Below are 22658 nucleotides of genomic sequence, written 5' to 3'. Positions count from 1 at the left end.
CTTACGCTTTGGCTTTGACGCCGCTGTCCACAGGTTTCGGCATGTTGCCTTCACCGTAGGTTTTCAGGTTCTGCAGGACGTAAATCGCTTTTTTGAATTCGGGGATCAGACTCTTGCCGTAAGCGTTGCCATTGAGGCCGTTGCTCTGGATGGCATCGAGTTGGGTGGCGAAGTACTCCAGCGCGTTGAATTTCGCATCGATATCTTTCGTCACGCCAAAACGATCGAATTTGTCGCCGGCGTTCTTCAGCGTAAAGGAAGTGATCTCGGAGATCAGCCCGCGGCTGCGCAACAGTTCGCTCAGATTGCCCAATTGTTTTACCGACACATTCGCCGGATCGAAACCCTTGATTGCCTTGCGCAAACCCTGCTTATCCATTTCGGCAGTATTCAGCGCCGTAGGATTGTTGCCGACCATGGTGAGCATCTGCTGCACCTTGACGCTCTGGGATACTTGTTTTTTAGCGCCGGTGTCGCGTACCAGAACCCCTGCCTTGGCCTGCCAGCCGCCGACAATACCGATCGTCATGTGAAGACTCCCTGTGAAATGACCATGAAATGTCCGTGTTGAACGCCTCTAATGGCCGCGAGTATCAGCGGGCGAACTGATGGCACCAACCTCTTTCTGCACTTTTTTACAATTCTTGTACATTCTCGATACAAACACCCAGAAGGCCGAAAAACATTGAGCCAGAGCGGCTGCGACTGTCGGCAAAAAATCGGCGCTTTGCGCTGAGAAGCAGGCCAGTGCGCGTGAATGTATCAAAGCTGATACTGACCAGTTATCGGCGGCAATTTTTTTAGTACGCCAGTACCTCAAGCTTCTTGCCAACGCGACGATACGCTGGGATACCCGCACTGTTTCACTCCCACCCCCCTAACAAGAATCGCAGTTCAAGGACCGGATCCCCATGCCCGCATTCCGTACCATTCAGGCTCGCTACACGCTGTTTCTGGTTCTGTTTATCCTGCTGTTGTCGGTGCTCACGGTGGTTGGCATCAGCCAACTGGTCGCGCCCAAGTTGCGTCACACCGAAGAACAGGTGGTGCTCAACCGCATCGCTGAAGTCGCCGAGCAGATTCAGGGCGAACTGAACAAAGTCCAGGCGCAGCAACGCAGCATCACCCAGACCATCCCGCTGCTCGACAGTGCCGCGATCGACACGGTGTTGCCGGGGTTGGTGGATCAATACGGCGAACTGAAGGTTTTTGGCGGCGGCATCTGGCCGTTGCCGGGGCAGCGTGAAGCCGGGCGCAACAAGTTCAGCACCTTCTGGCACCGCGATGCTTCGGGCAAATTGGCGGTGAACACCTTCTGGAACAGCGACGCGGCACCCAACTATTACGACCAGAGCTGGTACAAGGGCGGCATGGCGACGCCGCGCGGCCAGTGCGCCTGGGCCGCAGCCTATAAAGACGACGCCAGCGCCGAGCCACGTACCAACTGCGCGATGGCCATTCAGAAGAATGGAGCCGCTTACGGCGTGTCGACCATCGACGTCACCCTCGGTTTCTTCAACGACCTGGTCGCAAGCAAGGAGAAAGACCTCAACGCGCAAATGCTGATCGTCGAAGCGGACGGCAAGATCATCAGCAACAGCTCGCGCATCAGCGGCCCGATCGTGCTGAAGAACATCAGCGAACTGGCCGGCGCCTCGACTTTCGCCAGCCAGGTCAAGGCCGGCCTGCAAAACCGCGATCAGGCGCAACGCGTCGAGTTCGACAACAACGGCGAAGCCAGCACCTTCTTCATGCGTCCGATCGAGGGCACGCCGTGGTTCCTCGCCACGGCCCTGCCGACCAAAATGCTCACCGCGCAGCGTGACGATGTACTCAGCACCCTGAGCCTGCTGCAGATTCCGCTGGTGATCCTGCTCGTGCTGTTGCAGGTCTATGCGATCCGCCAGTTGGTCTCGCGCCTGAAAGCCTTGAAAGCCAACATTGATTCGCTGTCCAGCGGCGACGCCGACCTGACGCGACGGATCACCATTCGCGCCGAGGATGAACTGGGCGCGATCGGCCATTCGGTCAACACGTTTATTGCTTACCTGCAAAGCATGATAGGCGAAGTCACCCAGGCCACCGGCGCCATGGCGTCGGGCCTCGACAACCTGCAACGCACCTCGGCGCACACCAGCCAGATCCTGTTGCGTCACGCCTCGGAAACCGATCAGACCGTCACCGCCATCACCGAAATGAGTTCGACGGCGGAAAGCGTTGCACAAAACGCCGCCGAGACCGCTGCATTCACCCAGCGCGCCAACGAAAACGCCGACCGTTCGCGCGTGGTGGTCGGTGAAGCGACCAGCAGCGTGGTCGCGCTGATCGACGAAGTAGCCAGCGCTACACACAAAGTTGAAAACATGCAGCAGGACGCCCAGCGCATCACCGAGATTCTCGGGGTGATCGGCGCGATTGCCGGCCAGACCAACCTGCTGGCACTCAACGCGGCGATTGAAGCGGCGCGTGCCGGTGAACAAGGTCGCGGCTTTGCGGTGGTGGCCGACGAAGTACGCGCCCTCGCCGCCCGCACCCAGGCCAGCACGTCGGAAATCAACGAGATGTTGACCCGTCTGACCCAAGGCGTCAGTTCTTCGGTCAGCGCCATGGAAAACACCCAGGCCAGTTGCCAGTCGGCAGCGGATGCCACCGCGCGCGTCAACTCGGGTCTGGATGAAATGGCCGGTTCGGTCAGCCACATCAACAGCCTCAGCACCCAGATCGCCACCGCCGCCGAACAGCAAAGCGCGGTGACCGAAGAGATCAACCGCAGCATGGTGCAGATTCGCCATATGGTCGACGAACTGGTGCAGAGCGGCCAGGCCAGCGAACTCAACACCCGGCAACTGCTGGAAGCCAACAGCCGCGTGAGCGCGATCATGGGCCGCTTCAAGGTCCGCTGACCCGCCACAATGACATCTCTGTAAGAGCTGCCGCAGCTGCGATCTTTTGATCTTGATCTGGAGATAGACAAAGTCAAAAGATCGCAGCCTGCGGCAGCTCCTACAGGGGGTGCAGTTTTTGATCCAGGATGATTCTGCCGGTTTGTCTTGTAGCAACTGGAAACACTCCGTTGATGCCAGGCAGAAAAAACCGGTCAAAATGCGTTCTTTTTTGACCGCCATCCGAGTCGAGATCTCATCATGCGAAGCCACCTGCGTCTGGTCGCCCTGAGCGCCCTGTTTCTCTCTTCCCTGGCCCAGGCGGCCGACCTGATCCCGATCGAAGTGCATCGCGACGCCAATTGCGGTTGCTGCAAAAAATGGATCAGCCATCTCGAAGCCAACGGTTTCAAAGTCGAAGACCACGTCGAAAGCGACATGAGCAGCTTCAAGCAACAACACGGCGTGCCACCGCGCCTGGCGTCGTGTCACACCGCACTCATCAACGGCAAATTCGTCGAAGGCCACGTGCCGGCTGATCAAGTGCTGGCCCTGAGCAAGCGCGACGACCTGCTCGGTGTCGCCGCACCAGGCATGCCGATGGGCTCGCCTGGGATGGAAATGGACGGCATGAGCGATGCCTATCAAGTGATCGGCTTGAAGAAGAACGGCGCTGACGTGGTGGTGGCGGACTACCCGGCGCACTGATGGCAGCTGCCTATACCGGGCTGTTCTTTGCCGCATTCGGCGCGGCGACATTGTTGCCGTTGCAGTCCGAGGCGGTGCTGGTCGGCTTGCTTGCCAGTGAGCGATATTGGCTGTGGGGTCTGCTTGCCGTGGCGACGCTGGGCAACGTGCTCGGCTCGCTGGTCAACTGGTGGCTGGGCCGGGGCATCGAACGGTTTCAACAGCGGCGCTGGTTTCCGGTCAGCCCCAGGCACATGGCGCGGGCGCGCAAACACTATGAACGCTACGGCCATTGGTCATTGCTGCTCAGCTGGCTGCCGGTGATCGGCGACCCGCTGACATTGATCGCCGGGGTGATGCGCGAGCCGCTCGGGCGGTTCCTGTTGATCGTCAGCCTCGCCAAAGGCGCGCGTTATGCCGTGGTGGCGATGCTGACACTCGGCTGGCTCGGTTGAACGATCAGACGTGCTGATTGCCTGTGTTTAACGTCGCCCTAATCCCGCCGTTCCAGGATCGGCCGATTTCAATGGAGTTTGCCCTTATGTCCGTCACGCGTTTCCGCTGGCTGCCCGGTCTGTTGCTCAGTGCCGCGCTGCCGCTGTTTGCCCATGCTGCCACTGAGGTAACGCCTGCCGAAGGCCCGGCTTATGGGCCGGAGCTGCAAGGCTTTGAATACCCCTACACGCTGAAACACTTCGCCTTCCAGTCCCAGGGCAAATCGTTGCAGATGGGTTACATGGATGTCGCCGCCCACGGTAAGGCCAACGGTCGCACCGTGGTGCTGCTGCACGGCAAGAATTTTTGCGCGGCGACCTGGGACAGTTCGATCAAGGCCTTGAGTGAAGCCGGTTTTCGGGTGATTGCCCCGGACCAGGTCGGTTTCTGCACCTCCAGCAAACCTGACAGCTATCAATACAGCTTTCAGCAACTGGCGACCAACACCCAGCAATTGCTCAAGGCGCTGGGTATTCAGAAGGCTACCCTGCTCGGCCATTCCACCGGCGGCATGCTCGCCACCCGTTATGCGTTGCTGTTTCCCGAGCAAGTCGATCAACTGGCGCTGGTCAACCCTATTGGCCTGGAAGACTGGAAAGCCCTCGGCGTGCCTTATCGCACCGTCGATCAGTGGTATCAGCGCGAGTTGAAAGTCAGCGCTCAAGGCATCCGTGATTACGAGCGCAGCACCTATTACGATGGTCGCTGGAAGCCCGAATTCGATCGCTGGGTCGACATGCTCGCCGGCCTCAGCAAGGGGCCGGGCAAGACCCAGGTCGCGTGGAACTCGGCGCTGATCTACGACATGATTTTCACCCAGCCGGTGTACTACGAGTTCAAGGACCTGAAGATGCCGACGCTGTTGCTGATCGGCACTTCCGACACCACGGCCATCGGCAAGGATCTCGCGCCACCTGAAGTGAAAGCCAGAATCGGTCACTACGAGGTGCTCGGCAAACAAGTGGCCAAGCTGATCCCGCAGTCGACGCTGGTGGAGTTTCCCGGCATGGGCCACGCGCCACAAATGGAAGAACCGGCGCAGTTCCACAAGGCGCTGCTTGGCTGGCTGAACACAACCAATCCCGTTCGTTGATGAGGTAAAGCTGAATGGCGGTGCAGATTGCGGTAATCGATGACTGGCAGGACGTGGCCCGCGACGTGGTCGACTGGTCGCTACTCGACAGCATCGGTGAAGTGACGTTCGAGCATGACTACCCGGCGGACAACGCCACCCTGGCCACGCGCCTGGGCAAATACCAGGTCATCTGTGTGATGCGCGAACGCACGCGCTTCGATGCCGATCTGTTGGCGCGTTTGCCTAATCTGAAGCTGTTGGTGACCGGTGGCATGCGCAATGCTGCACTGGATATGCCGGCGGCAGCAAAACTCGGCATCCAGGTTTGCGGCACCGACAGTTACAAGCATGCGGCGCCGGAACTGACCTGGGCGTTGATCATGGCGGCCACGCGCAATCTGGTCGCTGAAGCCAACGCTCTGCGCGCCGGGCAATGGCAACAAGGGCTGGGCGGTGACCTGCATGGCAAGACTTTGGCCATTCTCGGTTTGGGCAGTATCGGCCAGCGTGTCGCGCAGTTCGGCCAAGTGTTTGGCATGCGCGTGATTGCCTGGAGCGAAAACCTCACCGCCGAACGCGCGCAGCAGGTTGGCGTGACCTATGTCAGCAAGCAGCAACTGTTCGAACAGGCTGATGTGCTTTCGGTGCATCTGGTGCTCAGCGAGCGCAGTCGCGGGCTGGTCGATGCACAGGCACTGGCCTCGATGAAAGCCACAGCATTGCTGGTGAACACAGCGCGCGGGCCGATTGTCGATGAACCGGCGCTGATCAAGGCGTTGCAGAAGCGGCAGATCGCCGGCGCGGCGCTGGATGTTTTCGCTGAAGAGCCGCTGCCAGCGCTGCACCCTTTTCGCACACTGGATAACGTACTGGCGACACCGCACGTGGGGTATGTCAGCCGACAGAACTATCAACAGTTCTTTTCGCAGATGATCGAGGATATTCAAGCCTGGGCGGCCAACAAACCAACGCGCCTGTTGAATTAATTTGCCTGACCTCACCCCTGTGTAGGAGCTGCCGAAGGCTGCGATCTTTTGATGTTGTTTTTAAGATCAAGATCAAAAGATCGCAGCCTTCGGCAGCTCCTACAGGGGTCAGCCGATCAACAAACTGTTCGCACCACAACAGTGCGACCGCACTTCCCGCTAGCACAAAATCGTGACCGCTCAGTCACCGTTTTGGCCCCTCCCGCTAAAAAAACCTGCACTTCGTCGGTGCGTTTGCCCCTCCCGAGCACAGTTGCCGTTAACGGCAAACCGATTGTCGAACAATTTACCCATTTGCTCTGGCCCGCTCTAGGATCTGGCCTAGACTGGTTTTTTCGGGGTTCGACCTGCCGGTCACATTGCCGAAAAAAACTCGAAACTTTTGCACGAAGCGGCAGGTCATCTGAAAGGCAGGGCCAAAGCGACTGGTGCAATCCTTGCAACGGCCCGATCACCCATTCTGCTTGCGCGTGTTGGGTAGCGTTTGCTCACCGATGCCGGGCGTGATTGCGCTCGCGGTACGTAGGAGCTGCCGCAGGCTGCGATCTTTTGATCCTTTAAAAAGCCAAAGATCGCAGCCTTCGGCAGCTCTTACAGGGAAAAGAGAAGAATCAGATCAATAACACGGGAGATTCATATGATCAGTGCGGCATTGGATATTCAGGGAGAGCGTGCTCAACAGTCGGTTGGCGAAGCGAGCACCGTCAGCGTTCCCGGCAGCCGACAGATCAACGTCCCCGGCACCAAGACGCTGACTCCGGTTGCGAGTCAGAATCCCAACAAGAAGAAAGTGTTGTTCGTGACCTCGGAAATCGCCGATCTGGTCAAGACCGGCGGCCTGGGTGACGTGTCCGCCGCCCTGCCCCGCGCCATGGCCCACCTGCATGACGTGCGCGTGTTGATCCCCGGTTACCCGCAAGTGATGCACAGCGAGAACCCGATCCACATCATCGGCGAACTCGGCGGCCATGCCGCGCTGCCACCGTGCCAGATCGGCCGCATGGACATGCCGGACGGCCTGGTGATCTACGTGCTGATCTGCCCGGAACTCTACGAGCGTGAAGGTTCGCCCTACGGCGCCAACAACGGTCGCGACTGGCCGGACAACCACATTCGTTTCGCCCGCCTCGGTCTGGCCGCCGCCGACATCGCCGCCAACCTTGCGCAAATCCACTGGTGCCCGGATCTGGTGCACGCCCATGACTGGCCGGCCGGCCTGGCCCCGGCGTATATGCACTGGCGCGGGCAGCGCACGCCAACACTGTTCACTATTCACAACCTCGCCTATCAAGGTGTGACCAGCCTCGGTTCGTGCCCTGAGCTGGGTATTCCCGCGCATGCCCTGCAACAGGAAGGCATGGAGTTCTACGGCAAGATGTCGTTCCTCAAGGCCGGCATGGCCTATTCGAGCCACATCACCACCGTCAGCGCGACTTATGCGCAGGAAATCACCACCCCGGATTTCGGCTGTGGCCTCGACGGCTTTCTGGCCGCCAAGACCCAGCAAGGCTTGCTCAGCGGCATTCCCAACGGCATCGATGAGAGCTGGGACGCGGCCACCGATCCACACCTGTTCGCACCGTTCGCCATTGGTGACTGGGAAGGAAAAGCCGTCAACGCCGCCCACGTCCGCGACCTGTTTGAACTGAATGACTCCGAAGGCCCGTTGTTCGCTGTGGTGTCACGCTTGGTCTACCAGAAAGGCCTCGACCTGACCCAGGCCGTTTCCGAGTACATCGTACAAAACGGCGGCCAGATCGCGATCATCGGTCGCGGCGAGCCGGAAGAAGAACAGGCCATGCGTGAACTGGCACTGCGCTTTCCCGGGCAGATCGGTGTGCGCATCGGCTTCAATGAAACCGACGCCCGACGCATGTTCGCCGGCAGCGATTTCCTGCTGATGCCATCGCGTTATGAACCTTGTGGCCTGAGCCAGATGTACGCCCAGCGCTTCGGCTCGTTGCCGGTGGCGCGCAATACCGGCGGGCTGGCCGACACCATCGAAAACGGTGTCACCGGGTTCCTTTTCGACGAATCCACCGCTGAAAGTTACCAAGAAGCCCTGAGCCGTGCGTTCAAGGTTTTCGCCTTCCCAGAGCTGCTCAATGCCATGCGTTGCCGCGCGATGGCGGCGCCGTTCAACTGGTGCAAAGCGGTTGAACCGTACGCCGAACTCTACGAACAACTGGTGGCCAAGGCCTTGGGCAAAGCGATTCACAAGTAACAGGGAGGTCAACGATGCCGTTACGGTCTACTGAAAACTGGCCCCACGGCGCGATCATGCTGGACGCCGAACACACGCAATTTGCGCTGTGGGCGCCGGATGCGTTTTACGTCAGTGTCGAGCTGGACAATGGCCAGTCGCTGCCGATGCTGCCGCAGGCAGACGGCTGGTTCGTGATCAAGACCCGCTGTCCGGCGGGTACGCGTTATCGCTACAACATCGACGGCGAACTGGAGGTGCCCGACCCGGCCTCCAGAGCGCAGGACGGCGACCTCGACCGCCACAGCGTGGTGGTCGATCCGCTGGCCTACGCATGGCGACACAGTGCCTGGCACGGTCGGCCGTGGAGCGAAGCGGTGATCTACGAGTTGCACGTTGGTGCGCTCGGCGGTTTTGCCGAAGTCGAACAACATCTGGCGCGCCTCGCGGGACTTGGCATCACCGCCATCGAACTGATGCCGCTGGCGCAGTTCCCCGGCGAGCGCAACTGGGGTTACGACGGTGTCCTGCCCTACGCACCGCAAGCCTCCTACGGCACCCCGGAACAACTCAAACACCTGATCGACAGCGCTCACGGCCACGGCTTGGCGGTCATTCTCGATGTGGTTTACAACCACTTCGGCCCTGACGGCAATTACCTGCACCGATACGCCAAAGGCTTTTTTCGCGAGGACAAACATACGCCGTGGGGCGCAGCGATCGATTTTCGCCGCGACGAAGTGCGCGAATTCTTTATCGAAAACGCCCTGATGTGGTTGCTCGAATACCGCTTCGACGGCCTGCGTCTGGATGCCGTGCATGCCATCGAAGACCCGGATTTCCTCACGGAGATGGCCCAGCGTATCCGCGCGCAGATCGACCCGAGCCGGCATGTCTGGCTGACCGTGGAAAACGAACTGAACCAGTCGAGCCTGCTCGAATACGACTACGACGCGCAGTGGAACGACGACGGCCATAACGCCCTGCACGTCTTGCTCACCGGCGAAACCGATGCCTATTACGCCGACTACGCCGCGCAGCCGACCGAACAACTGGTGCGCTGCCTGAGCCAGGGATTTGTATTCCAGGGTCACATCACCCGCCACGGCGAACCGCGCGGCGAGCCGAGCGAGCACCTGCCGTCGACGGCGTTCGTGCTGTTCCTGCAAAACCACGATCAGATCGGCAACCGCGCGTTCGGCGAGCGCCTGCATCAATTGGCCGACCCACGCGCAGTGCAGGCCGCGACGGTGCTGTTGCTGCTGTCACCGATGATTCCGCTGATGTTCATGGGCGATGAATTTGCCGCCGAGCAACCGTTCCTGTTTTTCACCAGTCACCACGGTGAACTGGCCGAACTGGTGCGCGAGGGGCGACGCAATGAATTCGCCGCGTTCAGCGCCTTCACCGATCCGCACAAGCGCGAGCAGATTCCCGACCCGAATGCCGAACAGACCTTCCACGCCTCGCAGCCCAGGTTGATCGGCACTGGCAGCGCAAAACAGCAGGAAACCTTCGCGCTGTACCAAAAACTCCTGCAATTTCGCCATCAATACATCATTGCGCATCTGTCCGGCACGCAAGCGCTCGGCGCGCATATGCTCGGTTATGGCGCGGTCAGTGCGCGCTGGCGCCTGGGCGACGGCAGCGAGCTGCGAATTGACCTGAACCTCAGCGACACGCCAGTGGTCAACCCTCCACAGACCGACGCCGTGTGGCTGTTTCAACAGCCGCCCGTTGCGGCGCTGTCGGAGCCGGGCCAACTGCCGGCGTATTGCGCGCTTGTCAGCCTCACGGCCGCAACCCCTTTGCAACCTCTGGATGGAGAGCGCCTATGAGCGATGCGCAACTGGAAATTCTCGCCAGCCGAGCCGGCCTTGCCGTCGACTGGATCGACGCCAATGGTCGCCCGCAAAAAGTCGCCCCGGCGGTACTGCGCAACGTCCTTATCGGACTCGGCCACCCAGCCAGCACGGCGCAGGAAATCGACGCCAGCCTGCTCGAACTGCAAGCCGTGCAGCAAGACCGCCATCTGCCGCCGCTGCTCACCAGCGATGTCGGCGTCGGCCTTGATCTGGCGCGTTACTTCGCACCGCAAACACCTTGTGAAATCCACCTCGAAGACGGTTCGCGGCTGAACCTCAAACTCGACAGCGAAGCGGTCTTGCCCGGCCTGATCCCGGTCGGATATCAGCAAGTGCACATTGCCGATCAATATTTCACGCTGGCTGTGGCCCCGGAACGCTGCTTCAGCGTCGGTGATGCGGTCGACAATCCGATCCCGCGCGCCTGGGGCCTGAGCGTGCAACTGTATTCGTTGCGCCGCCCCGGCGACGGCGGTTTCGGTGACACCCAGACGCTGGAAGAACTCGTCCGCGTTGCCGGTGAGCGCGGTGCCGAAGCGTTGGCGATCAGCCCGTTGCATGCGATGTTCAGCGCCGACACCGGCCGTTACAGCCCTTACTCGCCGTCCAGCCGCCTGTTCCTCAACTCACTTTACGCCGCCCCGGGGGCGATTCTTGGCGAGCGAGCCCTGCGCGATGCCATCGACGCCAGCGGCTTGGCCGAAACACTCGCGCAACTGGAAGATTTGAAACTGATCGACTGGCCCAGCGCTGCCGAGGCCAAACAGCAACTTCTGCACGCCTTGTATGAAGGTTTTATTGCCGGTGATCACCCCTTGCATCCGGACTTCGCCAGTTTCCGTCATAGCGGTGGCGAAGCCCTGGAAAACCACTGCCGCTTCGAAGCGATTCAGGAAATGCGCGCCGCCCGTGGCGAAAGTCTCGACTGGCGCCAATGGCCGGAAAACTGGCATGACCCGCGCGGCGCCGCGCTGGAAGCCTTCGCCGAAGAATATGCCGAACGCATCGGCTACTTTGCCTTTTGCCAATGGCTGATCCATCGCTGCCTGGAGCGTGCGCAAACCGCCGCCCGCAGCGCTGGCATGGGCATTGGCCTGATCGCGGATCTGGCGGTCGGGGCCGATGGCGCCGGCAGTCAGGCCTGGAGTTTTCAGGACGAGTTGCTCGCCTCGCTCACGGTCGGTGCTCCGCCGGATATCCTCAACCGTTCCGGTCAGGGCTGGGGGATTTCCGCGTTTTCCCCTGAGGGTCTGATCCGCAATGGTTTCCGCGCTTTCATCGACATGCTCCGGGCCAATTTCGCCCACGCGGGCGGTCTGCGCATCGACCACGTGATGGGCCTGCAACGCCTGTGGGTGATTCCCAACGGCGCGCTGCCCGCCGACGGCGCCTATCTGTATTACCCGGTCGATGACCTGCTGCGGCTGCTGACCCTCGAGTCCCACCGTCATCAAGCGATCGTCCTCGGTGAAGACCTCGGCACCGTGCCCGATGGCCTGCGCGAGAAACTCATCGCCCGTTCGATGCTCGGCATGCGCGTGCTGTTGTTCGAACAGGACAACTGCCACTTCAAACCCATCCTCGACTGGCCGGACAACGCCCTCGCAACCACCAGCACCCACGACCTGCCGACACTCAATGGCTGGTGGCATGGCCGCGACATCGACTGGAACGCCCGACTGGGTTTCGTCGATGCCAACGGTGAAATCGAATGGCGCCACCATCGCCAGCGTGAGCGCGAAGGCCTGCGCAGTGCCTTGAGCCAGGACCCGCAAAACTTTCGCGAGGAATCCCACGAAGCCGATCAAGTGGTCGACGCTGCGGTGCGTTTCCTCGGCCATACCCGCGCGCCACTGGTGCTGCTGCCGCTGGAAGATGCGCTGGGTATCAACGAACAGGCGAACCTGCCCGGCACCATCGACACGCACCCGAACTGGTCGCGACGCCTGCCCGGCACCAGCGAAGCGTTGCTCGACGGTGCCGATGCAGCGCGCCGGCTTGAGTTGCTGGCGTGCGCACGCCTCCAGGCTGCCGAGCGTGACCAATGAATCAAACGCTCATTCAGCCCCTGCGCGCGACGTTGCGCCTGCAATTTCACCAAGGTTTTACCCTCGAACAAGCGGTGCCACTGGTGCCGTATTTCGCCAGTCTTGGTATCAGCCATATCTACGCCTCGCCGCTGCTTGCGGCGCGGTCCGGTTCGATGCACGGCTACGACGTGGTCGACCCGACCCAGGTCAACCCGGAACTCGGTGGCGAGCCGGCACTGCGGCAATTGGTCAGTACCCTGCGCGAACACAACATGGGGCTGATCCTCGACATCGTCTCTAACCACATGGCCGTCGGTGGTAGCGACAACCCGTGGTGGCTGGACCTGCTGGAGTGGGGACGGCTGAGTCCCTACGGTGAATTCTTCGACATTCAGTGGCACTCGCCGGATCCGTTGATGGAGGGCCAGTTGTTGCTGCCATTCCTTGGCAGCGATTACGGCGTGGCGTTGCAGGAAGGCACGCTGAAGCTGCATTTCGATGCAGACAAAGGCCGCTTTCATGTCGAGCATTACGACCATCACTTCCCGATTTGCCCGAACGATTACGGCGAGTTGCTGAAATCCACGGAAGCGCTGAAACCCCTCGCAGATCGCTTCAGCACGCTGAGTTACCAGACCGATGCGCATGCGCTGGCGATCCCGCTGAAGGACGAGTTGCGGCAACTGGCGCGCGACCCGCAGATCCTTGCCGCCATTCAGCACAACCTTGAGCGTTACGACTCGACCACGATCGAAGGCTTCCAGCAGTTGCATCAATTGCTCGAACGGCAAAGCTATCGCCTCGCCAGTTGGCGCACGGCGGCGGATGACATCAACTGGCGGCGCTTTTTCGACATCAACGAACTCGGCGGCCTGCGTGTCGAACGTCCCGCCGTGTTCGAAGCCACCCACGGCAAGATCTTCCAGCTGATCGCCGAAGGCCTGGTCGACGGTTTGCGCATCGACCACATCGACGGCCTCGCCGACCCGCGTGGTTACTGCCGCAAGCTACGTCGCCGGGTCGATCTGTTGGCACCGGGCCGGCACTTGCCGATCTACGTGGAAAAGATCCTCGGAGCCGGCGAAACCCTGCACCGCGATTGGGCGGTGGACGGCACCACCGGTTACGAGTTCATGAATCAGCTGTCGCTGTTGCAACACGATCCCGATGGTGAATACGTTCTCGGTGATCTGTGGCAGCGGCGCACCGAACGCCCGGCAGCGTTTATCGAAGAAGCGCAACTGGCGCGTCAGCAGATTCTCAACGGTTCGCTCGCCAGCGATTGCGAAAGCGTCGCCCAGGCCTTGCTGCAAGTGGCGCGCGACGACCTGATGACCCGCGACCTGACCCTCGGCGCGATCCGCCGAGTGCTACAGGCGTTGATCGTGCACTTCCCGGTTTATCGCACCTACATCAGCGCCATGGGTCGTTCCGCCGAGGACGAGGTGTTTTTCCGGCAGGCCATGGACGGTGCCCGGCAAACCCTCAGCGAAGCTGACTGGCCAGTGCTCGACTGCGTGGCGGCCTGGCTCGGTGGCACGCCGTGGCGGCGCAAACCGCGTGGACGCTCACGCAAGATCCTCAAGCATGCCTGCGTGCGCTTTCAGCAACTGACCTCACCGGCAGCGGCCAAAGCCGTCGAAGACACCGCGCTGTATCGCTCGGCGGTGCTGCTGTCGCGTAACGATGTCGGCTACAACACGGAACAATTCAGCGCGCCGGTCAGCGATTTCCATGCGGTCAATCAGCGCCGCCTGAGCGAGTTTCCCGACAATCTGCTGGCCACCGCGACGCACGATCACAAGCGTGGCGAAGACACCCGCGCGCGTCTGGCCGTGCTCAGCGAGCGCAGCCACTGGTACGCCGAGCAGGTTGAACTGTGGCGCGCCCTCGCCCGCCCGGTTCGCGTCGATGATCAAGTACCGTCGGCCGGCGATGAGCTGATTCTCTATCAAGCCTTGCTCGGGAGTTGGCCGCTGGATTTGCGGGATGACGATCAACAGGGTTTCGCCGACTACGCCAAGCGTATCTGGCAATGGCAACAGAAAGCCCTGCGCGAGGCGAAGCTGCAAAGCAGTTGGAGCGCGCCGAACGAAGCCTATGAAAATGCGACCCAGGCGTTTACCGAGCAACTGCTCACCGGTGATGACGGCGAACTGCTGCGCGGCGCACTGGCGAAGACCGTCAACAGCATCGCCGCTGCCGGCGCCCTCAACGGTTTGGCGCAAACCTTGCTGCGCATGACGGTGCCGGGCGTACCGGATCTGTATCAGAGCAACGAGTTCTGGGATTTCAGCCTGGTCGATCCGGACAATCGCCGGCCGGTGGATTACGCCGCTCGCGCGCAGTCCTTGCAGGAGCCACTGGCGACTGTGCAATTGCTGACGAACTGGCGTGACGGGCGCATCAAGCAAGCCTTGATCGCCGAGGTGCTGAACCTGCGCGCCGAACATGCCGGGTTGTTTCGGCGCGGCACGTACCAGGCCCTGGAGGTGCTGGGCAGCCAGGCGCACAACGTGCTCGCGTTTGCCCGCGAACACGAGGGGAAATACGCCATCGTGATCGTGCCGATCCGTTGCGCGACGTTGCTGGAAAACAGTGCTGTACCTCAGGTCGATGCGCTGCGCTGGGGCGATACACGGGTGGTTTTACCGTTCGCCGCCTCTGACACAAACCTGAAGGGACTTTTTTCAAGCAGCGCAGTCACAAAAAACAGGGAGCTGAATATCAGCGACGCGCTGGGGGATGTCCCGGTCAATCTCTTTATCCAACACTTAACGTAAGCACGAGTTCAGTTCAGGAGCATTGCGATGAGCACCGACGATAAACGCATCCGCGAATTCGCCTATCAGATCTGGGAATCCGAAGGGAAACCTGAAGGCCACGAAGAGCGCCACTGGGAGATGGCGCGCAAACTGGCCGAAGCTGAAGCGCTGGCACCGAAGAAGCCGCCGAAAGCCGCTGGCAGCAAAACTGCGGGCAAGAGCGCCGCTGACAAGCCCAAAGCGGCTGCCAAGGCCAAACCGGCGACCGCCGCCAAAGTAATTCCCCCGGGCGAAAAACCTGCCGAGAAAAAGCCTAAAGCGCCGCGAAAGCCTTCGGCGATCTGACGCTTCCCGGATATTTGAACTGAACGACTGTGTGGCGGGTTCGCTCGCCACTGAGGGCGCGTTCGTCCTCAAGAAACATTCCCCCTTGTGGGAGCGGGCTTGCTCGCGAATGCGATCTGACATTCAACATTGAAGTCGACTGGCATTCCGCTTTCGCGAGCAAGCCCGCTCCCACAGGGTCAGGTGTTAACCGAACTGTCCCGATTTTTGCAGGAGCAATCATGACCCGTCCAAAGAAAGCCGAGCCCACCGCGCACGTCGAGCCGTCGAGAATTCGTGAAGGCCTGCCCTTCCCGCTCGGTGCGACCTGGGATGGGCTGGGGGTGAATTTTGCCCTGTTCTCCGCCAATGCCACCAAGGTCGAACTGTGCATCTTCGACGACGCCGGCGAGGTCGAACTCGAACGTATCGAGCTGCCGGAATACACCGACGAGATCTACCACGGCTACCTGCCCGATGCGCATCCTGGGCTGATCTACGGCTACCGCGTCTACGGCGCGTACGACCCGGCCAACGGTCATCGTTTCAACCACAACAAATTGCTCATCGACCCGTATGCCAAGCAACTGGTCGGCGAACTGAAATGGTCGGAAGCGCTGTTTGGCTACACCATCGGCCATCCCGACGCCGACCTCAGTTTCGATGAGCGCGACAGCGCGCCCTTCGTGCCCAAGTGCAAGGTCATCGACCCGGCGCACACCTGGGGCAACGACCATCGGGTCAGCGTGCCGTGGGACAAGACCATCATTTATGAAACCCACGTACGCGGCATCAGCATGCGTCACCCGTCCGTGCCGGAAAACGTGCGCGGCACTTTTGCCGGGTTGATGGTCGATGACGTGCTCGAACACATCCGCAAACTCGGCGTGTCGACTGTCGAATTACTGCCGATCCATGCCTTCGTCAACGACCAGCATCTGCTGCACAAAGGCATGACCAATTACTGGGGCTACAACAGTATTGCGTTCTTCGCCCCCGACCCGCGTTACCTCGCCAGCGGCAAGATCGCCGAGTTCAAGGAGATGGTCGCGCACTTGCACGAAGCCAACCTCGAAGTGATTCTCGACGTGGTCTACAACCACACCGCCGAGGGCAACGAGCAAGGCCCGACCCTGTCGATGCGCGGCATCGACAACGCCTCGTACTACCGCTTGATGCCTGACGACAAGCGCTTCTACATCAACGATTCCGGCACCGGCAACACGCTGGATCTGAGCCATCCGTGCGTGCTGCAAATGGTCACTGACTCGCTGCGTTACTGGGCGAGCGAGATGCACGTCGATGGTTTCCGCTTCGACCTCGCGACCATTCTCGGCCGCTATCACGACGGTTTCGACGAGCGTCACAGCTTCCTCGTGGCCTGCCGTCAGGACCCGGTCCTGCGTCAGGTGAAGATGATCGCCGAGCCGTGGGACTGCGGCCCCGGCGGTTATCAGGTGGGCAACTTTCCGCCGGGCTGGGTCGAGTGGAACGACAAGTTCCGCGACACCGTGCGTGCCTTCTGGAAAGGCGACGACGGCCAGGTCGCCGACTTCGCCAGCCGCATGACCGCTTCCGGTGAGATGTTCAATCAGCGCGGGCGGCGGCCGTATTCGTCGGTGAACTTCATCACCGCCCACGACGGTTTTACCCTCAACGACCTGGTCTCGTACAACGACAAGCACAACGAAGCCAACGACGAGAACAATCAGGACGGCAGCAACAATAATCTGTCGTGGAACCATGGCGTCGAAGGCCCGACCGACGACCCGGAAATCAATGCCCTGCGCCACCGGCAGATGCGCAATTTCTTCGCCACCCTGCTGCTCGCCCAAGGCACGCCGATGATCGTTGCCGGCGATGAATTCGCCCGCACTCAGGACGGCAACAACAACGCCTACTGTCAGGACAGCGAGATCGGCTGGGTCAACTGGGACCTGAGCGAGGACGGCAAGGCCCTGCTGAAATTCGTCAAACGCCTGATCAAGTTGCGTCTGGCCTATCCGATCCTGCGGCGCGGGCGCTTCCTCGTCGGCGAATACAACGAGGACATCGGCGTCAAGGACGTCACCTGGCTGGCGCCGGACGCCACCGAGATGACCACCGAGCATTGGCATGACGCGCACAATCGTTGCCTCGGCATGTTGCTCGACGGTCGCGCGCAGGAAACCGGGATTCGCCGCAAAGGTGGCGACGCGACGTTGCTGCTGGTGGTCAACGCCCACCACGACATCGTCAATTTCACCTTGCCGGAAGTGCCTGACGGCGGCTTCTGGACGTGCATGATCGACACCAATCAACCGGCGATTCGGGGTCAGGAACGCTTCGATTTCGGTCACGAATATTCCGTCACCGGACGCTCATTGCTGCTGTTTGAACTGCAACACGAAGAAGAAGATTGATATGGACTTGCACAGCTACCTCGCCCGTCGTCCGCCGGACTACGCCAATACCGCCGCCCTCGGCAGTTGCCTGCGGGCGATGGTCGAGGCCGGGCATGACCGCTTGCCATTGCCGGGCAGCGGTCGCACTTTGGAACGCTTTCAGCACTTGGCCGATGTCGGCGGGCATGATCTGGGCCTGTGCAAACTCTTCGAGGGCCACACCGACGCACTGGCGATCATCGAACAACTGGGCGGATCGCCGACGCCCGGCAGCACTTGGGGCATGTGGGCGGCGGAACCGCCGCAGGCCCGGGTCAAGGTCTCGCCAGCCGGGCACATGGTCGCGTTGCACGGGCGCAAGGCGTGGTGTTCCGGCGCGGCGGTGCTCAGCCATGCCCTGCTGACTGCATGGGACGCAGATGATCAGCAACAACTGGTCGCCGTCGCCCTCGATCAGCCGGGCGTGACCATCACCGATCAGGGCTGGCAAGCGGTGGGCATGGCCGCGACCGGCAGCGTCGAAGTGCTGTTCGAAGGTGCCGAAGCACAAGCCATCGGCAACCCCGGCGACTACCTGCAACGCCCGGGTTTCTGGCAAGGCGGCATCGGCATCGCCGCCTGCTGGTACGGCGCCGCGCGGCAGCTTGGCGAGAGTCTGCGCCAACACTGCGCACAACGCGAAGAAGCCCACGCTCTGGCCCATCTCGGCGCGGTCGACACGGCGTTGCAGGCTGGCGCGGACGTCCTGCGCTTCAGCGCTCTGCAAATCGACGCACATCCCGAAGACGACGCCGAATTACTCGCGCGTCGGGCGCGCGCAGTGGTCGAGCGATCAGCCGAACAGGTGATGCGCGAAGTGGGCCGAGCCCTCGGTGCCGGACCGTTTTGCAAAGACCGGCATTTCGCTCGGTTGATCGCCGATCTGCCGGTGTTTCTGCGGCAAAGCCACGCCGAACGCGATCTCGCCGCCCTCGGTCAACTGATCGCCGCGCAACCGGATGAGGTATGGAAGCTATGAGGACCAATCCAATCGTCGGCCAGGGAACGTCGCTGCATCAGTGGCAAGGCTCGCAACATCTGGCCGAGCTCGACAGCATCGACATCCTCAGCCTGGTACCGCCCGGCTCACGTGCGGTGATTGTCGCGCCGCACCCGGACGACGAAGTGCTCGGCTGCGGTGGCCTGCTGCAACTGCTGGCTGCTGCCGGACGGCCGTTGCAACTGATCTCGGTCACCGACGGCAGTGCCAGCCATCCCGGCTCCGCGCGCTGGCCGGTGGCACGCCTGAGCGTGGTGCGTCCGCAGGAGTCCGCCGAAGCCCTGCGCCGTCTCGGCCTGCCGATGCATCGTTTGAAATGGCTGCGCGCAGGCTTTACCGACACCCAGGTCGCCGCCGAAGAACCAGCGTTGCGCGACTTCATCCAGCGCCACCTGCGCCCCACCGATGTGCTCTTCACCACCTGGAGCGAAGACGGCCATTGCGACCATGAAGCCGTCGGCCGCGCCAGTGCCGAAGCGGCGCGGCGTGTCGGCGCCACCTGTCACGAACTGCCGGTGTGGACCTGGCACTGGGCAACCCCGGAAGACGCTTTGGTGCCGTGGCAGCGGGCACGCAAGATTCTCCTGTCGCCCGAGCAGATCGCGCGCAAGCGTCACGCCGTGCACGCGTTCGCCAGCCAGTTGGAGGGCGACGCGGAAGCCGGACTTGCGCCGGTGCTCGCGCCGTATGTGCTGGATCGGCTGCTGCAACCGTTCGAAGTGGTGTTTTTATGAGCGTCGAAGATCGCTACTTCGAAGGACTGTTCGCCGGCAACGACGACCCGTGGGCGTTTCGCCAGCGCTGGTACGAACAGCGCAAACGCGCGATCACCCTCGCCGCCCTGCCGCGTGCGCACTATCGGGCGATTTTCGAACCGGGCTGCGCCAATGGCGAATTGAGCGCCGAACTGGCCGGCCGCTGCGACCGTCTGCTGTGTTGCGACACGGCGAGCGCGGCAGTGACTCTGGCGCGCACTCGATTAAGTCTGTTCGATCACGCCGAAGTCCGGCAAAACCGCTTGCCGGACGACTGGCCGGAGGAAAAATTCGACCTGATCGTATTTAGCGAAATCGGCTACTACCTCGATAGCAAGGATCTGACAGAAGTAATCCGTCGGATCAGTCAGAGCCTGACCGCAGACGGGCAATTACTCGCTTGCCACTGGCGTCCGCCGATCGATGCCTGCCCGCTCAACGCGCGACAGGTTCACGACCTGATCCACGAGCAGTTAAAGCTGCCGCGACTGGCGCTGCACCAGGAAGCCGATTTCATTCTTGAGGTATGGAGCCGCGAACCGCGCTCGGTGGCGGCACTGGAGGGTTTGCGATGATCGGCATCCTGATTCCGGCGCACAACGAAGAGGACCTGCTCGACGATTGCCTGAGCGCAGCGATGCGCGCCAGCCGGCACGGGCTGCTCGCCGGTGAGCGCGTCGAAGTGCTTGTGGTGCTCGACAGTTGCACCGATCGCTCGGCGCAGATTGTCAGCCGCTACCCGGTGCAGAGCCTGCACATCGAGGCGCGCAACGTTGGCCAGGCGCGTGCCGCCGGGGCGCAGGTTCTGCTGGAGCGCGGCGCTCGCTGGATCTCCTGCTCCGATGCCGACAGCCGCGTCGCCGACGATTGGCTGGTGGCACAACTGGGCTTGGGCGCGGACGCAGTGTGTGGCACGGTGACGGTCGAACGCTGGCACGAGACATTCAACGAAGCCGCACAAATCCGTTATCACAGCCACTATCAGGCCCGCGATGGCCATCGACACATTCACGGCGCCAACCTCGGCATCAGCGCCGATGCCTATCGTTGGGCCGGAGGCTTTCCGCCGCTGGTGTGCGATGAGGATGTGCAGTTGGTCCGGCAACTGGAATTGTCCGGCGCCGACATCGCCTGGAGCCATCGGCCGAGAGTGCATACCAGCGCGCGACTGGACAGCCGCGCCCGTGGCGGATTTGGCGACTACTTGCGAAATCTGGCACAGCTTTGAGAAATAAATGCGGATCAGATTGATCTGTGACGCGACGAACTGTACTTCATGAGCAATACTCTGCTGCGCGGCAATCCAGGGTTCGGAGCGTCGCATGGCAATTACCCCGCCTTCACGGGTCGTTCGCGACAGCCTTCGCGGTTGTGAGCACGACTGAGGGCCTGACTCAACAAGGACGTCATCCCCCATGAAACCGTTATTTCTCAGTGAAAGCCCGAACGGGCAAATCTGGAACAGCGCTGCACAACTCGACAACATTCCGGTCATCGCCACGCAAAGCCTCGTGCCTCTCGGCGCCCGCGCCGTGGTCATCGCCCCGCATCCCGGCGATGAAGTGGTGACTTGCGGCGGCCTTCTGCAACTGCTCGCCAGCCTCGGTCACCCGTTGCAACTGCTGTCGATCACCGACGGCAGCGCCAGCCATCCCGGTTCACGCCAATGGTCGGAGAAGCGCCTGAGCGTGTTCCGCCCGCAGGAAAGCGTCGAAGCCCTGCGGCGCCTGGGCTTGCCGATGCACAGTTTGAAGTGGGTACGCGGCGGTTTCACCGATAACGCGCTGCAGGATCAGGAACGGCAACTGACCGACTTCATCGGCCGCTACCTGCGCCCCGGTGACGTGGTATTCAGCACCTGGCGCGAGGACAGCAACGATGACCATGAAGTGGTCGGCCGCGCCAGTGCCAAAGCCGCCGAACTCGCCGGCGCCAGTTTTCACGACGTACCGGTCTGGGCCTGGCACTGGCCGGAACGCGATCACACGCTGATCCCCTGGCAGCGCGCGCGCAAACTGCGCCTCGACACCTGGACCGTCGCCCGCAAGAGCCACGCCACCCACGCCTACGCCAGCCAGCTCAAGGGCGAACCGGCCATCGGCATCGCACCAATGTTGCCGCCGGTGATCCTCGAGCGCATGCGCCTGCCGTACGAAATCGTCTTCCTCTAAACACCCGTGGACGCTTTTGTAGGAGCTGCCGAAGGCTGCGATCTTTTGATCTTGTTTTTTAGAGGATGAAAGTCAAAAGATCGCAGCCTGCGGCAGCTCCTACACGGGGATCTGGAAGGAACTGTCGCCGCGTCGCGTCAGTCGCATGCATAGGCAGTCAGGATTCAGAGGAGTGAACGTGTCCAGCGATCCCAAGCGTCATGCGGTCGACGCGCCAGTGATTCATCGTCTGCGGGTGCTGACGGTCAACACCCACAAGGGTTTTACCGCGCTGAATCGGCGCTTCATCCTGCCGGAGCTGCGTGAAGCGGTGCGCAGCACCTCGGCCGATCTGGTGTTCTTGCAAGAAGTGGTCGGCGAACACGAGCGTCATTCCAGCCGCTACAACGAATGGCCGCAAACCTCGCAATACGAATTTCTCGCCGACAGCATGTGGAGCGACTTCGCCTACGGACGCAACGCCGTCTACCCCGACGGTCACCACGGCAACGCCCTGCTGTCGAAATACCCGATCCGCGAATACCGCAACCTCGATGTGTCGATCACCGGCCCCGAACGGCGTGGCCTGCTGCACTGCGTGCTCGACGTCCCGGGACATGCCGAAGTGCATGCGATCTGCGTGCATTTGAGCCTGCTCGAAAGTCACCGGCAATTGCAGTTGCAACTGCTCTGCCAGTTGCTCGAATCCCTGCCCGACGACGCCCCGGTGATCATTGCCGGCGACTTCAACGACTGGCAGCTTCAGGGCAACGCCGCCCTCGCCCGGCGCGATTACTTGCACGAAGCGTTCGAGCGCCATCACGGGCGACCGGCGAAGACGTACCCGGCGCGGTTTCCGTTGCTGCGGCTGGACCGCATCTACCTGCGCAATGCCAGCAGCCATGACCCGCAAATCCTCGGCAACAAGCCGTGGACGCATCTGTCCGATCACTTGCCGCTGGCGGTGGAAGTGCATTTGTAATGGCGATTATGACAAGACCGTTGGTCAGCCGTTGTT

17 protein-coding genes and 2 pseudogenes are annotated in these 22658 nt (G+C 61.5%); 18 read left to right on the top strand and 1 reads right to left on the bottom strand.

What is annotated here, in order from left to right:
• Position 1: 1 nt before the first annotated feature.
• Positions 2–529, bottom strand: a complete 528-nt coding sequence (locus C2E19_RS14590; RefSeq protein ID WP_129393522.1) for a hypothetical protein — start codon at positions 527–529, stop codon at positions 2–4.
• Positions 530–911: 382 nt separating this feature from the next.
• Here C2E19_RS14590 and C2E19_RS29415 point away from each other — a divergent pair.
• From C2E19_RS29415 to C2E19_RS14500, 18 genes and pseudogenes are all read left to right on the top strand, one after another.
• Positions 912–2042: pseudogene (locus C2E19_RS29415) on the top strand (cache and HAMP domain-containing protein); the annotation flags it as partial.
• 333 nt (positions 2043–2375) lie between these two features.
• Positions 2376–2903, top strand: a pseudogene (locus C2E19_RS29410) (methyl-accepting chemotaxis protein); the annotation flags it as partial.
• 240 nt (positions 2904–3143) lie between these two features.
• A complete protein-coding gene (locus tag C2E19_RS14580; RefSeq protein ID WP_129393516.1) occupies positions 3144–3590 on the top strand; it encodes a DUF411 domain-containing protein in 447 nt (148 codons plus the stop codon).
• Positions 3590–4024, top strand: coding sequence for a YqaA family protein (locus tag C2E19_RS14575; protein ID WP_129393512.1), 435 nt, complete (start codon positions 3590–3592; stop codon positions 4022–4024). The genes C2E19_RS14580 and C2E19_RS14575 overlap by 1 nt, the downstream gene beginning before the upstream one ends.
• An 86-nt stretch (positions 4025–4110) precedes the next feature.
• Positions 4111–5157 (top strand): alpha/beta fold hydrolase, encoded by a 1047-nt coding sequence (locus tag C2E19_RS14570; protein WP_129393509.1) that lies wholly within the window; start codon positions 4111–4113, stop codon positions 5155–5157.
• Between the two features lie 14 nt (positions 5158–5171).
• Positions 5172–6125, top strand: coding sequence for a D-2-hydroxyacid dehydrogenase family protein (locus tag C2E19_RS14565; protein ID WP_129393506.1), 954 nt, complete (start codon positions 5172–5174; stop codon positions 6123–6125).
• 637 nt (positions 6126–6762) lie between these two features.
• Entirely contained in the window at positions 6763–8349 is a 1587-nt protein-coding gene (gene glgA, locus C2E19_RS14560; protein ID WP_129393503.1) for a glycogen synthase GlgA, read from the top strand.
• A gap of 14 nt (positions 8350–8363) precedes the next feature.
• Complete coding sequence (gene treZ, locus C2E19_RS14555; RefSeq protein WP_129393500.1) at positions 8364–10166, top strand: malto-oligosyltrehalose trehalohydrolase; 1803 nt, start codon at positions 8364–8366, stop codon at positions 10164–10166.
• Positions 10163–12241 (top strand): 4-alpha-glucanotransferase, encoded by a 2079-nt coding sequence (gene malQ / locus C2E19_RS14550; protein ID WP_129393497.1) that lies wholly within the window; start codon positions 10163–10165, stop codon positions 12239–12241. Before treZ ends, malQ begins: the two co-directional genes overlap by 4 nt.
• Positions 12238–15006 carry a malto-oligosyltrehalose synthase gene (locus C2E19_RS14545; RefSeq protein WP_129393494.1) on the top strand — a complete coding sequence of 923 codons (2769 nt, stop codon included), beginning with the start codon at positions 12238–12240 and terminating at the stop codon, positions 15004–15006. Before malQ ends, C2E19_RS14545 begins: the two co-directional genes overlap by 4 nt.
• Before the next feature lie 27 nt (positions 15007–15033).
• A complete protein-coding gene (locus C2E19_RS14540) occupies positions 15034–15333 on the top strand; it encodes a DUF2934 domain-containing protein (protein WP_129393491.1) in 300 nt (99 codons plus the stop codon).
• A gap of 221 nt (positions 15334–15554) precedes the next feature.
• Complete coding sequence (glgX, locus tag C2E19_RS14530; protein WP_129393485.1) at positions 15555–17714, top strand: glycogen debranching protein GlgX; 2160 nt, start codon at positions 15555–15557, stop codon at positions 17712–17714.
• 1 nt (position 17715) lies between these two features.
• Positions 17716–18714 (top strand): acyl-CoA dehydrogenase family protein, encoded by a 999-nt coding sequence (locus tag C2E19_RS14525; RefSeq protein WP_129393482.1) that lies wholly within the window; start codon positions 17716–17718, stop codon positions 18712–18714.
• On the top strand, positions 18711–19469 hold the full coding sequence (locus C2E19_RS14520) for a PIG-L deacetylase family protein (protein WP_129396123.1): 759 nt from the start codon (positions 18711–18713) through the stop codon (positions 19467–19469). The genes C2E19_RS14525 and C2E19_RS14520 overlap by 4 nt, the downstream gene beginning before the upstream one ends.
• Positions 19466–20065 carry an SAM-dependent methyltransferase gene (locus C2E19_RS14515; RefSeq protein ID WP_129393479.1) on the top strand — a complete coding sequence of 200 codons (600 nt, stop codon included), beginning with the start codon at positions 19466–19468 and terminating at the stop codon, positions 20063–20065. Before C2E19_RS14520 ends, C2E19_RS14515 begins: the two co-directional genes overlap by 4 nt.
• The gene (locus C2E19_RS14510; protein ID WP_129393477.1) at positions 20062–20718 is read left to right on the top strand and encodes a glycosyltransferase family 2 protein; all 657 of its coding nucleotides are present in this window, start codon (positions 20062–20064) and stop codon (positions 20716–20718) included. Before C2E19_RS14515 ends, C2E19_RS14510 begins: the two co-directional genes overlap by 4 nt.
• 187 nt (positions 20719–20905) lie before the next feature.
• A complete protein-coding gene (locus tag C2E19_RS14505; RefSeq protein WP_129393474.1) occupies positions 20906–21661 on the top strand; it encodes a PIG-L deacetylase family protein in 756 nt (251 codons plus the stop codon).
• 178 nt (positions 21662–21839) lie between these two features.
• Complete coding sequence (locus C2E19_RS14500; RefSeq protein WP_129393471.1) at positions 21840–22622, top strand: endonuclease/exonuclease/phosphatase family protein; 783 nt, start codon at positions 21840–21842, stop codon at positions 22620–22622.
• The last annotated feature ends 36 nt before the right edge of the window (positions 22623–22658 follow it).

Origin of the sequence: Pseudomonas sp. DTU12.3 (assembly GCF_004124275.1) — a bacterium.
Taxonomy (GTDB): Bacteria; Pseudomonadota; Gammaproteobacteria; order Pseudomonadales; family Pseudomonadaceae; genus Aquipseudomonas; species Aquipseudomonas helmanticensis.
Note: the sequence above shows the minus strand (reverse complement) of the source record. Positions and strands in the feature narration are given on the sequence as shown.